Origin of the sequence: Nocardia suismassiliense (genome assembly GCF_900269665.1) — a bacterium.
GTDB lineage: Bacteria > Actinomycetota > Actinomycetes > Mycobacteriales > Mycobacteriaceae > Nocardia > Nocardia suismassiliense.
Genome location: NZ_LT985361.1, coordinates 6433807 through 6448989, shown reverse-complemented (window position 1 = coordinate 6448989; position 15183 = coordinate 6433807). Strand labels below are relative to the sequence as shown.

Sequence of the window (15183 nt, the reverse complement as noted above, 5' to 3'; positions counted from 1 at the left end):
ACTCTCCGTCGCGTACTGTGCTTTCGGAGCCAGCCGGGTGGCGTTGAGCTCACCTTGCAGTGTTGGATGCACGTCGCTTCGGATGCCGATGCGGCTCGACAGACCGGATGGAAGATGACCGTCTCGCACACCTCGGTTTTCACACCCATGGCCGCCGGCCTGCCGCCGAACATCACCGAGGACACCGTCACCACCATCAATGCCGACCTGGCCGACAATCACGTCGCCACGGTGGACGGCAAGGATCAGGCGGAGTTGGCCGCGGTCGCCGCCGACGCGCGGGCGGACGGCATCGCGCTGAGCATCGTGGTCGTTCCCGGTAATCCAGGCCACGATTCGAGCCTACGGGACCTGGCCACCGAGGTCGGCAAGACCCAGCACGGCACCGTGGTGGTGCTGAGCGACGACTGGGTCGGCACCTACAGCGACACCATCTCCCGGGTCCGCCTGGAGTGGGCCGAGGACACCGCGAAGTTCAAGGGCGGCGCGCACTCTGCCGAAGCCGCACGGCTTTTCGTGGACAAGCTGGAGCAGCCGGAGAGCGTGTCCTACACCGCGATCACCGGTGTGTTGCTCGTCGGCACCGCTGCCGTGGTGGCCGGGCTCTACTTCGTGAAGTCACGTCGGCGCGGCGAACCCGCCACGCCGGTGCACGTTTCCAGCGCCGACGCGCGCTAGGGCCTCTCACTCCATAGCTGGTTTCGAACCAGCTACTTTTCCTGACGACCGGTATGTTCTACCGGCCGGAAACCTTTGCCACATCCGGCTAATTCCAGGCAAAGGAAAAATTACCCGCCTGACATTCTGTGACTGGAGTTCCTTTGGTGACGGAAGTGTCGTACGGTCGTGTAGTTGCTGATGGGGAAGAAGGGTTGTCAGGGGTTATCTGCCGACCATCGCCCGTGTTAGAGCGCTTGCGAGTGTGCGGGCACGGCGCCGCTGGTCCGGTCGATGCTCGCGAGCGTTGCCGGAATCGGGTCCTTGGGAGGTGCGATGCGCAATCACCGCAAGGTGGCCTATCGGCGTCCGCTGGGGATCGCTCTGGGGTTGCTGATGACCACCGCCCTGCTGCTGGCCGGTCCCGCGGTCGCGGTGCCGCCCGCCCCGCCGAACCCGAGTGATGGCGAGATCGCCGACGCCGGAGCACAAGTCGACGCGGGCGTGACCGAGGTCGGCGCGCTGATCAATCAGGTCGCGGTGGTCGACCAGCAGCTGCAGCAGCTCGACGGCGAGGTCGCCCGCAAGCGCGAAGAGGTGAACAAGGCCCTCGTCGATCTGCAGAACGCGCGCGACGCCGCCGACGCGGCCGCCGCCTTCGTCGTGCAGACCGAACGCGAATTGGCGGACGCCGGAACGAAAGTCGGTGCCGCCCGGCGCAACTTCGACCAGTTCGCCGCCCAGGCCTACACCCGCCCCGCCGCCGATTCGATGGTCGTCTACCTAGCCGCGGCCACCCCGGCCGCCGCCCTGGACCAAGCTCAACTACTAGCCCTGGTCTCGAAGAACCAGCAGCAGGTGCTCGACGGCCTACGCCGCGCCCAGGTCGACCAGGGCAACAAGAATTCCAGTGCGCGTCAAGCGAAGTCGGCCGCCGACGCGGCCGCCGCAGCCGCCGAGCAGGCGAAGATCGACGCCGAGCACGCCGTCGCCGCCGCCAAGGCCGCGCTGGACCAGCAGACCGTGCAGCGCGACAATCTGTTACGCCAGCGCCAGGATGCGCAGGGCCGCTTGGACTTCGCGCGCCAGCATGTGGCCGGGCTGGAAGGCCAGCGTGAGGCCTATCTAACTTGGGATCAGCAGCGCAGGGCCGAGGAAGCGGCCGTGCGCGCAGCCGCCGCAGCCGCCGCGGCCCGCGCCGCCGCCGACCAGAACGCCCAGGGACGCGCCGGCCAACTCGGCGAGGGCAAACGCCCGCACACCCAGCTCGAGAATTCACCGCGACCCCGTCAGAGCACCCCGCGTCCGAGCCTGCCGTCCATCGGCGGCTCCGCGGCGATCGAGACGGTGGTCGACCGCGCCATGTCCCAGCTCGGCGTCATCTACGCCTGGGGCGGCGGCGACGAGGACGGCCCGACGCTCGGCATCCGCGACGGCGGCGTCGCCGACGAGCACGGCGACTACAACAAGGTCGGCTTCGACTGCTCCGGTCTGATGATCTATGCCTTTGCCGGAATCGGGGTTTCGCTGCCGCACTACAGCGGCTACCAATACAACATGGGTACCCGGGTGCCGGTGGACCAGCGCGCCCGCGGCGACATGCTGTTCTGGGGGCCCAACGGCAGCCAGCACGTCGCGCTGTACCTCGGCGACGGGCAGATGATCGAGGCGCCGGAATCGGGGTCCGTCGTCCGGGTGACGTCGGTCCGCGAAGGTGGGATCATGCCGTACGCGGTGCGTATCGTCAGCTGACGCAGTCGCGGTGAATCGGACATCGAAAGCTTTGAATTCCCTTCATGTCGGGTCCGGTTGCGGCACATACGGCCATTACCTGGAATAGTTGTGGCAGCACGCACAGGACCAAGGCGAAAGCGGGGATGTTGGTGACTTCGACAGACGGTGTGAGCGGGGCGAATTTGGCGAAAGATGCGCCTGCGTCCCAGCCGAGCACCCTGGAGCGTGACGTCCAGACGCTGGAGAAGGCGATATATGAGGTCAAGCGGGTAATCGTCGGCCAGGATCGCTTGGTCGAACGGCTGCTCGTCGGCGTGCTCGCGCGTGGTCATGTGCTGCTCGAAGGTGTGCCGGGCATCGCGAAGACGCTGGCCGTGGAGACCTTCGCCAAGGTGGTCGGCGGCTCGTTCTCCCGGGTGCAGTTCACCCCGGACCTGGTGCCCACCGACCTCATCGGTACCCGTATCTACCGGCAGGGCCGCGAAGAATTCGACACCGAGCTCGGCCCGGTCGTCGCGAACTTCGTGCTCGCCGACGAGATCAACCGCGCGCCCGCGAAGGTGCAGTCGGCCTTGCTCGAGGTGATGGCCGAGCGGCACGTGTCGATCGGCGGCAAGACCTACCCGATGCCGAACCCGTTCCTGGTGATGGCGACGCAGAACCCGATCGAGAGCGAGGGCGTGTACCCGCTGCCCGAGGCGCAGCGCGACCGCTTCCTGTTCAAGGTCGTCGTCGACTACCCCTCGGTCGAGGAGGAGCGCGAGATCATCTACCGGATGGGTGTCACCCCGCCGGAGGCGACGCGCATCCTGGCCCCGGAGGAGGTCGTCCGGCTGCAGCAGGTCGCGGCCAACACCTTCGTGCACCACGCGCTGGTCGACTACGTGGTCCGGGTGATCGCGGCGACCCGCAAGCCCGCCGACTTCGGCATGCAGGACGTGGCCAGCTGGATCGCCTACGGCGCCTCCCCGCGTGCCAGCCTCGGCATCATCGCCGCCGCCCGCGCCGTCGCGCTGATCCGCGGCCGCGACTACGTGGTGCCCCAGGACGTGGTCGAGGTGATCCCGGACGTGCTGCGGCACCGGCTCGTGCTGTCCTACGACGCGCTGGCCGACGAGATCAGCCCGGAGGAAGTGATCAAGCGGGTGCTGCAGACCGTCGGCATGCCGCAGGTCGCCCCGCAGGCCGTCGCGCCAGGCGCGTCCGCCGCGCCTGCCGTCGGTGCGCCGCAACAGGTCTCGCAGCAGAACGCGCCGCAGCCCGCGCAGCATCCGCAGCAGCAGAGCGTCCCGCAAGCCGTGCCGCAGCCGCCGAACGGGCAGCAGTCCCAGCCCGCCGGCAACGTTCAGAACAAGTGACCGCGGCGCCGGAACCGTCTCGTGCAGTGTCCAGGTCTCCGCACGCTCCGCCGTCGTTCCACGCTGGCGAGCTGACCGATCCGCGGCTGGCCGCGGCGCTGAAAACGCTCGAGCTCACGGTGCGCCGCAGGCTCGACGGCGTGCTGCACGGCGACCACCTCGGCCTGATCCCCGGCCCCGGCTCCGAGCCGGGCGAGGCCCGCACCTATCAGCCGGGTGACGATGTGCGGCAGATGGATTGGTCGGTCACCGCCCGCACCACCCATCCGCACGTGCGCCAGACCATCGCCGACCGGGAGCTGGAAACCTGGATGGTCGTCGACCTCTCGGCCAGCCTCGACTTCGGTACCGCCTACTGCCAGAAGCGCGACCTGGTGATCGCCGCCGCGGCCGCGATCACCCACCTCACCAGCGGCGGCGGCAACCGGATCGGCGCCGTCGTGGCGACCGGCGAGGAACTGGTGCGGGTGCCCGCGCGCAGCGGACGGGTGCACGCCCAGTCGCTGCTGCGCAGCATCGCGACCACCCCGCACGCCCGTGACGGTGTGCGCGGCGACCTGCGCGGCGGCATCGAATCGCTGCGCCGACCGCAGCGCAAACGCGGACTGGCGGTCATCATCAGCGACTTCCTCGGGGACATCGACTGGCAGCGTTCACTGCGCGCCATCTCGGCGCGCCACGACCTGCTCGCGGTGGAGGTGCTCGACCCGCGCGATCTCTCGCTGCCCGACGTCGGCGACGTCGTGCTGCACGACCCGGAGACCGGGCGCACCCGCGAATTCAGCGTGACGCCCACGCTGCGTGCCGATTTCGCGGCCGCCGCGCAGCGGCACCGGGATCAGGTCGAACAGGCGTTGCGCAGTTGCGGCGCGCCCGTGCTCACCCTGCAGACCGACCGGGACTGGATCGCCGACGTGGTCCGGTTCGTGTCCACCCGGCGCCACAGCTTCGGCGCCCCGACCGGGCGGGTGCCACGCCAGTGAGTATTTCGCATTTCACCGCATCGCTGTGGCTCGGCTTTCTGGCCGTTATCGCGTTGATCGCGCTGGGCTATGTGCTGGTTCAGCGCAGCAAGCACAAGCACATGCTGCAGTTCTCCAACATGGAACTGCTGGAGAAGGTCGCGCCGACGCGACCGAGCCTGTTCCGGCACGTGCCGATCGCGCTCATGGTGATCGGGCTGGTGTTCTTGACGATCGCGGCGGCGGGGCCGACCGCGGTGAAGAAGGTGGCGCGCAACCGGGCGACCGTCATGTTGGTGATGGACGTGTCGCTGTCGATGGAGGCGACCGATGTGCCGCCGAGCCGGATCGAGGTCGCGAAGAAGGCGGGCAAGGAGTTCGTGGACGGCCTGCCGGAGGGCCTCAACATCGGATTCATCACCTTCGCGGGCACGGCCTCGGTGATGGTGACGCCGACGACCAACCACGAGTCCGTCAAGGCCGCGATCGACAACGTGAAGCTCGCCGAGCGCACGGCCACCGGTGAGGGCATCATCACCGCGCTCAACGCGATCGATACCCTCGCTTCGGTGCTCGGCGGCGCCGCCGAACCGCCGCCGGCCCGGATCGTCCTGATGTCGGACGGCAAGCAGACCGTCCCCGCCTACGAGGACATGGACAATCCACGGCACGAATTCGTCGCCGCGCGACTGGCCAAGAACAAGAACGTCCCGATCTCGACGATCTCGTATGGCACCAAGTGGGGTGTCGTCGAGATTCCGCGGGAAGGCGGCGGCACCGACAAGGTGAAGGTGGAAGTCGACGACGAGGCGATGCGGGAGATCGCGCGGCTGTCCGGCGGCGAGTTCTACTCCGCGTCCACCCTGCAGGAACTGAGCGGGGTGTACGACACCCTCGAACAGCAGATCGGCTTCGAGCTCACCAGGGGTGACGCGAGCAGGCCGTGGTTGCTGCTCGGGCTGTTGATCACGTCCGCAGGTGTGATCATCGGGCTGCTGTACCGCCAGCGGCTGCCGTAAGCGCTCAGTTCCGTTGACGCACGCAGCTTCCGGGCGAAGCTGCTTCCGCACTGGGATTCACCGCGACGGGGTACCCGGCTGCCGGTCACCCGATCGGGCGGCGGCTGGGTGTATTCAGCGATACACGGCGATGCCGGCACCGTTCCCGGTGTCGGCATCACTCGTCTGTGCGGCCCGGGACGGTGGCCGGGCGGGTCGTAACCGTCTGATCCGACCAGGTAGGTTGTTGCCCATGTCCAACATCACACCGCGGTCCGTCCTGGTGACGGGCGGTAACCGTGGCATCGGTCTCGCAGTCGCACAACGCTTGGTCGCCGACGGTCACAAGGTGGCTGTCACGCATCGCGGATCGGGGGTGCCGGACGGGTTGTTCGGCGTGAAATGCGATGTGACCGACAGTGCTTCGGTCGATGCCGCGTTCACCGAGATCGAGGAGAAGCAGGGTGCGGTCGAGGTGCTCGTCGCGAACGCGGGCATCACCGATGACACACTGCTGATGCGGATGACCGAGGAGCAGTTCTCGAAGGTCATCGACGCGAACCTGACCGGCGCCTTCCGCTGTGCCAAGCGGGCCAACCGGGCGATGCTGCGCGCACGCTGGGGCCGGATGATCTTCCTCGGCTCGGTGGTCGGTCTCGCCGGACAAGCCGGTCAGATCAACTACGCCTCGTCCAAGGCCGGTGTCATCGGCCTGGCCCGCTCGATCACCCGTGAGCTCGGCTCGCGCTCCATCACCGCGAATGTCGTCGCGCCCGGCTTCATCGAAACCGACATGACCGCGGACCTGCCCGAGGATCTGCGCGACATGGCCAAGAAGTTCATCCCGCTGCAGCGCCTCGGCCAGCCGGAAGACGTTGCGGCCGTGGTCAGCTTCCTCGCCTCCGAGGACTCCCGCTACGTGTCCGGCGCGATCATCCCGGTCGACGGCGGCATGGGCATGGGCCACTGACCTGACGGCCCGGCGGCCTGCGAAACCTCGACGGCCGCAAGCAATCCACACACGACTCCAGGAGAACCGAAAACACATGGGCGGACTGCTCGAAGGCAAGACCATTCTGGTCACCGGGATCATCACCGACTCGTCGATCGCGTTCCACGCGGCCGCCGTCGCGCAGGAGCAGGGCGCGAAGGTGATCATTACGGGCATTCCGGAGCGGCTGCGGCTGATCGACCGGATCGCCAAGCGGCTGCCGCAAGAGGTCCCCCCGGCCATCCCGCTCGACGTCACCAACGAGGAGAACCTCGGCGAGCTGGCGGACAAGGTGCGTGAGCTGGCGCCCGAGGGCATCGACGGCGTGCTGCACTCGATCGCGTTCGCGCCGCGCACCCTGATGGGTCCGGAGGCGCGTCCGTTCCTCGACGGCCCCGGCCCGGACGCGGCCAAGGCCTTCGAGATCTCGGCCTGGAGCTACGCGTCGCTGGCCCGCGCGGTGCTGCCGGTGATGAACGAGCGCGGCTCGATCGTCGGCATGGACTTCGACCCGCGCACGGCGATGCCGTACTACAACTGGATGGGTGTGGCCAAGGCCGCGCTCGAGTCGGTCAACCGGTACGTGGCGCGCGAAGTGGGCGCCGCCAAGAAGATTCGCTCGAACCTGATCGCCGCGGGCCCGATCAAGACGCTGGCCGCCAAGGCCATCGCGGGCACCGCCACCGACGATGCGGCCAAGCTGAACCAGCTCAACGAGTACTGGGACGGCGCGTCGCCGATCGGCTGGGACGTCGACGACCCGACGGTGGTCGCGAAGTCGATCGTCGCGCTGCTGTCGGACTGGCTGCCCGGCACGACCGCGTCGATCATCTACGTCGACGGTGGAGCCAGCCACAACACCTGGTTCCCCGAGGGCATGTCGATCAACTGATCCGCCGAGGAGGCATTGTGGTCCGGGCTGTCGACGCACTTCTGCTGCTGTCCTTCGGTGGCCCGGAACGGCCCGAGGACGTGATGCCGTTCCTGGAGAACGTCACTCGGGGCCGGGGTGTGCCGCGCGAACGTCTCGAAGAGGTCGCCCAGCACTACCTGCACTTCGGCGGCGTCTCGCCGATCAACGCGCTCAACCGGGACATCATCGCGGCGGTCGAGGCCGAATTGGCCACGGCCGGTATCGATCTCCCGGTGTATTTCGGCAATCGCAATTGGGCTCCGATGGTGGAGGACACCGTCGCGCGCATGGCCGCCGACGGTGTCCGCTCCGCCCTGGTGTTCCCCACCTCGGCGTGGGGCGGGTACTCCGGGTGTCTGCAGTACCACGAGGACATAGTCAGGGCGCGAACCGCTTTCGGTGACGGTGCGCCGGATCTGGTCAAGCTGCGCCAGTACTTCGATCACCCATTGCTGATCGAGGCCTTCGCCGACGCCATTCGCGCTGCGCGGCAAGAACTTCCGGCCGATCGCCGGGACGGCGCGCGGTTGGTCTTCACCGCGCACTCCATTCCGCTCTCCGCCGATACGGCCGCGGGCCCGCCCGCCGACGGCGGTCACCTGTACAGCCGTCAGGTCGCCGAGGCCGCCCGTTTGGCCGCCGCCGCAACCGGTTTCACGGATTACGACGTGGTCTGGCAGTCCAGGTCCGGCCCGCCGCAGGTGCCGTGGCTCGAGCCGGACATCGTCGATCATCTGGACGATCTGGCGGCCAAAAACGTCGAGTCGGTCATCGTCTGCCCGGTCGGCTTCGTCTCCGATCATCTCGAGGTGATCTGGGATCTGGACAACGAGGCGAAGGAGAAAGCCGCCGAACTCGGCATGGCCTTCGCCCGCGCCGCCACTCCCGGCACCGATCCGCGCTTCGCCGCGCTGGTCGTCGAACTGATCGACGAGCAGCTCAACGACACCGCTGCCCGGCACCTCGGTGAGGTTTCCGGTTTCGGCTGCACCCTGAACGGGACGCCCTGTGCGGTCGGTTGCTGTGCGCCGCAGCGCCGAGTTGTGGCCGAAAGGTAACCCCAATCGGGTTGCGATAGCATGCATTCGCCTTCGGAGAAGCCGAAGCGGGGTGCAAGGAATGAATTCGATGATCTATACCGAAATGTTGACCAACACCGGATTGCTGGATCCGCAGGTGTGGTCCGACCAGAACGTCTGGACGGCCGCCCTGGAAACCAGTGAGGCCAGGCGCCGGGGTAGCCGAAGCAAGGGGGGCGGCTCGTGGGTAGTGGGCCTGGTGTGCTTCGGGCTGGTGGTAGTCGGCATCGGGCTCATCATCTGGCTGTCGGCCCGTAAGAAGAACAACCAGAACAACCAGGGACAGCTGCCGCAGCAGGGCAACGGCGGGCAGCCGTATCCGCCGCAGCAGCCGTATGGCGGACAGCAATATCCCGCGCAGCAGCAGTATTCGCCGCAGCAGCAGTATCAGGGACAGCAGCCCTATCCCGGGCAGCAACAGCAGTACCAGCAGCCCTACCCGGGGCAGCAGTATCCGCAGCAGCAGCAGCCGTACACGCCGCAGCAGCCGTATCCGGTGCAGCAGCAGTACCCGCCGCAGCAGCCGTATCAGCACTGAGCCGCGTGGGGGCGAGGCGAAAGCGTAGTCGTGCAGCGGCTTCCGGCGATCAGAACATGACCGCAGACAGCTTGGTGTACACGCCGGGGAAACCGGGACGCGCGGCACCCTTGCCCCACGAGGTGAGCCCCACCAGGCGGCCGTCCACGAGAAGTGGCCCGCCACTGTCGTATTGACCCGTATCGGCCTCGGTCGAACCGGCGCACAGCATGTCGCGCGGATCGAACGCAGTGCCGTAGGCCGCGGCGCATTGCGCGTCCGGCACGAGCGGGACGGTCGCGGTGCGGAGGTGGGTGTTGGATTCGTCGGCTTCGGACGTGGCGCCCCATCCGAGGATGGTGCCGGTGTTCGATTGGGGGACGGCGACTTCCAGCATCGGTCCGGGTTGGGGGCGATCGAGGGTGAGGATGGCGAGATCGTTGTGATGAACGGTCTCGCCATCGAAATCGGAGTCGTGAAAGTCGGGGTGCACGCGAATGTCCTTGACGTGCACCGTGATTCCGTCGGACCCGCGAAGCTCGGTGCGTCCGAAGGTGACGGTGAGAGCTTGCGGGACCTGCCGGGCCGGCGCGACACAGTGCGCCGCGGTGAGCAGCTGATCCGGCGCGATGAGCGCGCCGCCGCAGAACTGCCCGGACGGCCTAGTCAAGAACAGCGGGCTGCCGACGGCGGCGAGCCATGGATAGTCGCTCGCCTCGGTTTCCGCGCCGCCGAAAATCGCTGACGCAGGTGCCGCGGGTAGCCCAAGGGCGATCAACGCGGCGGTGAGTGCCGCGGCGCCACGATGGCGAAGGTCCATGTCATACCTCCTGCTGGAGGGATCGGATGGTCGGCCCATTCAACCAGAAGCTGGATGGTCGGGGTCTTGTCGCCCGGTCGCGGCCGGGTAGGGCGTTGTTACGGAGTCGGCGCTGAATATCGAGCCGCCGAGAGCGCGCGGCTCATGGCGTGCTGCGCGCCGCGGCGTGGATGGCGACCAGCCGCGCCGCGCGGATCGCGTCCCACAGCGGGCGCAGCAGCGACTCCTGCGCGCCGATCGCGCTGGCCGAGGTCGGTGAGGACGCCGGTTCCCGTTGCGCCACAGTGAGGATGGCGGCGACGTGATCGGCGGTATCGAGAATCTTCCTGGCGCGCAACGGAATCGAGTCCGGGTAGTCGTGCCGGGAGTAGTCGGCCAGCTCGGCCTCGATGAGTTCGCGCGGGTCCGAGTCGGCCGAACCGACCGAGGTGGTGTGCAGCTGCAGCAGGGCGTCGGCGGCATCGCGAACCGCCTCGCGCATCGCGTATTCGGCCTCGCCGAGCGACATGTCCTGACCGGGCGCGGGCGGGATCGGCGTGCTGTAGACCGACCACTGGAGCGTGTCCTCGTCGGTCCACTGCGGGATGAGACCGGTGCCTTCGGTGCCGGGCACCCCGATCAGCAGGCCCTCTTCCGCCTCGATCGCGTCGGCGGCGAAGGCGGTTCCGGTGGGCAGGCCACGCACGTCGCCCGGCACCGGAAGAACCAGCCGCAGCTGGGCGCCGGGCTGGGCCATGCTCTCGCGAATCACCTTGAGCAGCGCCATCATTCCGGTCCCGGGCAGGTTGCCCCTGGACGACCACGGCAGGTCGGTGCGACCACCGGTGACCGGATCGCCCGCGGCGATGGTGTGCTGGGGCGCCCACGCGTGCAGGGCCGCCAGGACGTCGTCGGGCGCGCTACAGCCGGCCAGCCATGAGCCGGCCCACACCGTCAGCGTGGCACTAGGAGAGCACATAATTATCGAGCATAAAGGGTGACGGTTATTCGCGGGCATTCCCGCGAACGGCATTCCTGAGCAGCGACGCGAGTCACTCGCGCGGACCTGCTATTCCGGTTCGGTGACGAAGTCGATCAGCCGCTCCACCGCCCCGATGAGCGGCGCCTCCAGGTCGCGGAACGATTCGACCGCGCCGTAGACCCGCCGCCAGCCCTCCTGCGGGGTGCCCCAGCCCAATCGATCACAAATGCCGGTTTTCCAGTCTTCGCCGCGCGGCACCTGCGGCCAGGCGGGGATCCCGACGGTGGCCGGGCGCACCGCCTGCCAGACGTCGATGAACGGGTGACCGGTGACCAGTACGTTCGGGCCGAGCCCGGTGGTGAGCTGAGTCTCCTTGGATCCGGTGACCAGGTGGTCGACCAGTACCCCGACCCGGCGGCCCGGCCCCGGCTCGAATTCGGTGAGTCGCTCGGCGAGATTGTCCAGGCCCTCCAGATGCTCGACGACCACACCTTCGACCCGCAGATCGTGCCCCCACACCCGCTCGACCAGCGCGGCGTCGTGCACGCCCTCCACCCAGATCCGGCTGGTCCTGGCGACGCGGGCCCGCAGACCCTCCACTCTGGTGGAGCCGGACGCCGAGCGCGTCGGCTGCTTCGGCGCGGTGGCGGCCGGCTTGATCAGCGTCACCGGCTCGCCGTCGATGAGGAACGCGGCCTCGCGCATGGCGAACAGCCGCACCGCGCCGCGCGCGTCCTCCAGCTTCACGAACTCACCGTCGTAGCTGCGATCGAAACCCACCACAGCGCCGCAGAATCCGCTGGCCGCGTCCTCGACCACGAGGTCGCGCTCCGCCGTAACCCGCGGCACCACCCGCTTCTTCGCTCGGGAATGTCCGGAGAAGATGTCGCCGCCATAGCTGTCATGCCCGCTCACCCGCTCGAAGCTAGCACCGCCGCTGGCGATTTCAGTACACCGACGCGGCCGATACGGCCACGCGACACCGGTGCGCGATTCGTGATTCACCCGAGATCTGTAGTCGCGTCAGTGCCGCCCGTGATCATCACCGGCGCACTAGAGTGGTGGCGTGGCCGCAATAATTTGGCTGGTCGCGGGCATCTTGCTCGCGGCGGCGGAAATGCTCACCGGGGACCTGACGCTGATCATGCTCGGTACCGCCGCGCTGGGCCCCGCGGGCGTCAGCGCGATCGCGGGCCCCTCGCTCGTGGTCGACGCCATCGTCTTCGCTGTGCTCACGCTGGTGCTGTTCCTCGGGGTGCGGCCGATCCTGCGCCGCCGCTTCGGCACCCCACCGCCGACGCCGACGAACGTGGATGCGCTGCAAGGTAAATCGGCGGTGGTACTGGAAGAGGTGGCCGCACATTCCGGCCAGGTGAAACTGGGCGGTGAAGTCTGGACCGCCCGGCCGATGGACGAGTCCGAGGTGTACGAACCCGGTACGAAGGTGTATGTCATGAGGATCGAAGGCGCGACCGCCGTCGTCTGGAAGGGGCCGTAAATGGCTGTACTGATCGTTGCCGCTGTACTCGTGCTTTTGGTCGTGGTGGTGGTCTTCAAGTCGATCGCGCTGGTACCGCAGGCGGAAGCGGCGGTGATCGAGCGGCTCGGCCGGTATTCGCGCACGGTGTCGGGGCAGTTGACGTTCCTGGTGCCGTTCGCCGATCGCATTCGCGCCAAGGTGGATCTGCGCGAGCGGGTGGTGTCGTTCCCGCCGCAGCCGGTGATCACCGAGGACAACCTGACGCTGCACATCGATACCGTGGTGTATTTCCAGGTCACCAGCCCGCAGGCGGCGGTCTACGAGATCAGCAACTACATCGCCGCGGTCGAGCAGCTCACCGTCACCACGCTGCGCAACGTGGTCGGCGGCATGACCCTGGAACAGACGCTGACCTCCCGCGATCAGATCAACGGCCAGCTGCGCGGCGTGCTGGACGAGGCGACCGGACGCTGGGGGCTGCGCGTGGCCCGGGTCGAGCTGAAGAGCATCGACCCGCCCGCGTCCATCCAGGAGTCGATGGAAAAGCAGATGAAGGCCGATCGTGAGAAGCGCGCGATGATCCTCACCGCCGAGGGCACCCGCGAATCGCAGATCAAGATGGCCGAGGGCTCCAAGCAGGCGCAGGTGCTCTCCGCCGAGGGCGCCAAGCAGTCGGCGATCCTGGAGGCCGAAGGTGAACGGCAGAGCCGCATCCTGCGCGCGCAGGGTGAGCGGGCCGCCTCCTACCTGCAGGCCCAGGGCCAGGCCAAGGCCATCGAAAAGGTCTTCGCCGCAATCAAGAACGGCAAGCCGACGCCGGAACTGCTTGCCTACCAATACATGCAGACGCTGCCGATGGTCGCGCGCGGCGACGCCAACAAGGTGTGGCTGGTGCCGAGTGATTTCGGCAAGGCCCTCGAAGGGTTCGCCACCAGCTTCGGCAGCAAGGGGGAGGACGGCATCTTCCGCTACGAGCCGCCCGCCTCCGACGGCGAGCCGACCAAGGTGGAGGACGACTCCGATGACGTCGCGGAATGGTTCGACACCGCGCCCGACCCCGCCATCGAGCGAGCGGTCCGTGCCGCGGAAGAGACCGCCCGCAAGCCGGTGGAAGACCTGATGGCCTCGCCGCCGGTCGTACCGCGCCAAGCGTCGCCGCATCGGCCGGTGATGCCCGCCGAGGAGAAGGCGTACCCGCCGCCGCAGGAGGAGATTCCGCAGCAGCCACCGCAGCAGCAGTTACCGCAACAGCCGCCGCAGCAGGAGTCCCAGCAGCAGCAACCGCCGCAGCAACAGCAGCCGCCGACCTACCGGTCCGAGGATCCGCACGGCAGGCCGTGGCAGCCGCCGGAGAACTTCTCCAAGTAGGCAGTATCTCGACATAGGTGGCCGGGGGGTCATGCGAAGCAGGCGGGAACTACTGCAAGTGGCGCTCGTGGCGCCACTCGCGGCCGCCTGTGCCCCCGACCTACTGCTCGGCAACCCCGGTGCGGTCCGCATCGGGGTGTCCTGGAGCGGGTCCGAGCTGGCGGCGTTCCGGGCGGTGCTCGCCCGCCTCGGTTATGACCGCCCGGTGGATGTCGTTCCGCTCGGCGACGACATCGAGACGGCGTTCACCGCGGGTGGCCGCTCGGCGCCGGACATCGTGATGCTGCCGCAGGCCGGCCGGGTGCGGGCGCTGGCCGAACAGCGCAAACTGCGGCCGCTGGCGGAGACGCTGTGGTCCGACGAGCTGGGGTCGCGCTACCCGGACGTGTGGCGGCAGTTGGTGCAGTACAACGGGAAACTCTATGGCGTGCCGTTCAAGGCGGCGGACAAGTCGATGGTCTGGTACAACCGGCGCCTGGTGGACAAGTACCGTCTCGGTGACCCGGCCGGCTGGACCATCATGGACTGGCTCGACCGCATGGAGGTGCTCGCAGAGTCGCCGGTGCGGTTGCTTGCGCTCGGTGCGGCGGACGGCTGGGTCCTCACCGACCTGTTCGAGAACGCGCTGCTCGCCGAGTCGCCGCGGATCTACGACGAGGTGGCGGTCGATGGAAATGGTCGTTCCTGGGAAAGCCCTGCGGTGCGTGCCGCATTCGGTCATCTGGGTGCGCTGTGGGGGCATCGGCATGCGTTTCCCGGCGGTATCGCGGCCGCATTGACCCGCCAGTTCCCGGACGCGGTGCGCGAGGTGTTCGAGCATCGGCGCGCGGTGATGGTCGTCGTGCCGGACTTCGCCGAACCCATCGTGCGCTCCGCCGTGCGCCGATCTGGTCGCCGTTTGGAGGACGAGGTCGGCGTTGCCGCGTTTCCGGCGGTCACCTCGGGGCAGAACCCGCCGCGCATCGTGGGCGGTGATGTGATGGTGGTGACCGAGTCGGCGACCGAGCGGGCCATGGAAGTGGTTGCGGCGCTTGCCGAACCGTCCGCGCCGGTGCCGTGGATCGAGGAGTATCACGGGTTCATCGCGCCGAATCTGCGGACCAACGCGCGGTATTCGAGTTTCCTCGAACCCTCGGCGCGAATGTTGAGTACGCGCAGCGCCTTCGATCTGTCCGATCGGATCGGTGCGGTCGGTGGGCGAAACGGATTGTGGCGCATATTGACCGACTTCCTGATCACTGTCGGGGACGGGAAGATCGAAGAGCTCGCCGACGCGACCGATCGGGCGATCGCCGCGCTCGATGCGGTGGATCGGCGGCGGTGATGGTGGGGCGATGCGACGTTG

General features: G+C 68.0%; 15 protein-coding genes. 12 read left to right on the top strand and 3 right to left on the bottom strand.

What is annotated here, in order from left to right; all coding sequences use genetic code 11:
* Positions 1-114 precede the first annotated feature (114 nt).
* From DBO33_RS28515 to DBO33_RS43100, 9 genes are all read left to right on the top strand, one after another.
* Positions 115-678, top strand: coding sequence for an Rv1476 family membrane protein (locus tag DBO33_RS28515; protein WP_107657827.1), 564 nt, complete (start codon positions 115-117; stop codon positions 676-678).
* Between the two features lie 315 nt (positions 679-993).
* Positions 994-2409 carry an NlpC/P60 family protein gene (locus DBO33_RS28510; protein WP_107657826.1) on the top strand — a complete coding sequence of 472 codons (1416 nt, stop codon included), beginning with the start codon at positions 994-996 and terminating at the stop codon, positions 2407-2409.
* Positions 2410-2534: 125 nt separating this feature from the next.
* Complete coding sequence (locus DBO33_RS28505; RefSeq protein ID WP_107657825.1) at positions 2535-3749, top strand: AAA family ATPase; 1215 nt, start codon at positions 2535-2537, stop codon at positions 3747-3749.
* A 26-nt stretch (positions 3750-3775) separates the two neighbouring features.
* Positions 3776-4732 (top strand): DUF58 domain-containing protein, encoded by a 957-nt coding sequence (locus DBO33_RS28500; RefSeq protein ID WP_107657824.1) that lies wholly within the window; start codon positions 3776-3778, stop codon positions 4730-4732.
* The gene (locus DBO33_RS28495) at positions 4729-5730 is read left to right on the top strand and encodes a VWA domain-containing protein (RefSeq protein WP_107657823.1); all 1002 of its coding nucleotides are present in this window, start codon (positions 4729-4731) and stop codon (positions 5728-5730) included. The genes DBO33_RS28500 and DBO33_RS28495 overlap by 4 nt, the downstream gene beginning before the upstream one ends.
* Positions 5731-5962: 232 nt before the next feature.
* On the top strand, positions 5963-6679 hold the full coding sequence (gene fabG1, locus DBO33_RS28490; protein ID WP_107657822.1) for a 3-oxoacyl-ACP reductase FabG1: 717 nt from the start codon (positions 5963-5965) through the stop codon (positions 6677-6679).
* 76 nt (positions 6680-6755) lie between these two features.
* The gene (gene inhA / locus DBO33_RS28485; protein WP_107657821.1) at positions 6756-7592 is read left to right on the top strand and encodes an NADH-dependent enoyl-ACP reductase InhA; all 837 of its coding nucleotides are present in this window, start codon (positions 6756-6758) and stop codon (positions 7590-7592) included.
* A gap of 17 nt (positions 7593-7609) precedes the next feature.
* Positions 7610-8671 carry a ferrochelatase gene (locus tag DBO33_RS28480; RefSeq protein WP_107657820.1) on the top strand — a complete coding sequence of 354 codons (1062 nt, stop codon included), beginning with the start codon at positions 7610-7612 and terminating at the stop codon, positions 8669-8671.
* Between the two features lie 70 nt (positions 8672-8741).
* Positions 8742-9230, top strand: a complete 489-nt coding sequence (locus DBO33_RS43100) for a hypothetical protein (RefSeq protein WP_199856788.1) — start codon at positions 8742-8744, stop codon at positions 9228-9230.
* Between the two features lie 49 nt (positions 9231-9279).
* Here the strand turns inward: DBO33_RS43100 and DBO33_RS28470 are convergent, their stop codons facing one another.
* The 3 genes from DBO33_RS28470 to DBO33_RS28460 form a co-directional block, all read right to left on the bottom strand.
* Positions 9280-10029: a S1 family peptidase gene (locus tag DBO33_RS28470; RefSeq protein ID WP_107657819.1), complete on the bottom strand. Its 750-nt coding sequence runs from the start codon at positions 10027-10029 to the stop codon at positions 9280-9282.
* Positions 10030-10171: 142 nt separating this feature from the next.
* Complete coding sequence (locus DBO33_RS28465; protein ID WP_107657818.1) at positions 10172-10987, bottom strand: hypothetical protein; 816 nt, start codon at positions 10985-10987, stop codon at positions 10172-10174.
* Positions 10988-11077: 90 nt separating this feature from the next.
* Complete coding sequence (locus DBO33_RS28460; RefSeq protein WP_107660657.1) at positions 11078-11905, bottom strand: DUF3097 domain-containing protein; 828 nt, start codon at positions 11903-11905, stop codon at positions 11078-11080.
* Positions 11906-12056: 151 nt separating this feature from the next.
* Here DBO33_RS28460 and DBO33_RS28455 point away from each other — a divergent pair, with 151 nt between their 5' ends.
* Genes DBO33_RS28455 through DBO33_RS28445 form a run of 3 tightly spaced genes read left to right on the top strand, consistent with a single transcriptional unit; the run spans position 12057 to position 15162 of the window.
* The gene (locus DBO33_RS28455) at positions 12057-12488 is read left to right on the top strand and encodes an NfeD family protein (protein ID WP_107657817.1); all 432 of its coding nucleotides are present in this window, start codon (positions 12057-12059) and stop codon (positions 12486-12488) included.
* A complete protein-coding gene (locus tag DBO33_RS28450) occupies positions 12489-13838 on the top strand; it encodes an SPFH domain-containing protein (RefSeq protein WP_107657816.1) in 1350 nt (449 codons plus the stop codon).
* Between the two features lie 31 nt (positions 13839-13869).
* Positions 13870-15162 (top strand): ABC transporter substrate-binding protein, encoded by a 1293-nt coding sequence (locus DBO33_RS28445; RefSeq protein ID WP_234391085.1) that lies wholly within the window; start codon positions 13870-13872, stop codon positions 15160-15162.
* Positions 15163-15183 lie beyond the last annotated feature (21 nt).

What these genes read in the sequence shown, in the direction of transcription:
- DBO33_RS28450 (WP_107657816.1), top strand. Translation starts at nt 12,489, where the DNA reads ATGGCTGTACTGATCGTTGCCGCTGTACTCGTGCTTTTGGTCGTGGTG.
- DBO33_RS28470 (WP_107657819.1), bottom strand. Translation starts at nt 10,029, where the DNA reads ATGGACCTTCGCCATCGTGGCGCCGCGGCACTCACCGCCGCGTTGATC.
- DBO33_RS28505 (WP_107657825.1), top strand. Translation starts at nt 2,535, where the DNA reads ATGTTGGTGACTTCGACAGACGGTGTGAGCGGGGCGAATTTGGCGAAA.
- DBO33_RS28445 (WP_234391085.1), top strand. Translation starts at nt 13,870, where the DNA reads ATGCGAAGCAGGCGGGAACTACTGCAAGTGGCGCTCGTGGCGCCACTC.
- DBO33_RS28510 (WP_107657826.1), top strand. Translation starts at nt 994, where the DNA reads ATGCGCAATCACCGCAAGGTGGCCTATCGGCGTCCGCTGGGGATCGCT.
- DBO33_RS28515 (WP_107657827.1), top strand. Translation starts at nt 115, where the DNA reads ATGACCGTCTCGCACACCTCGGTTTTCACACCCATGGCCGCCGGCCTG.
- DBO33_RS28465 (WP_107657818.1), bottom strand. Translation starts at nt 10,987, where the DNA reads ATGTGCTCTCCTAGTGCCACGCTGACGGTGTGGGCCGGCTCATGGCTG.
- DBO33_RS43100 (WP_199856788.1), top strand. Translation starts at nt 8,742, where the DNA reads ATGATCTATACCGAAATGTTGACCAACACCGGATTGCTGGATCCGCAG.
- inhA (WP_107657821.1), top strand. Translation starts at nt 6,756, where the DNA reads ATGGGCGGACTGCTCGAAGGCAAGACCATTCTGGTCACCGGGATCATC.
- fabG1 (WP_107657822.1), top strand. Translation starts at nt 5,963, where the DNA reads ATGTCCAACATCACACCGCGGTCCGTCCTGGTGACGGGCGGTAACCGT.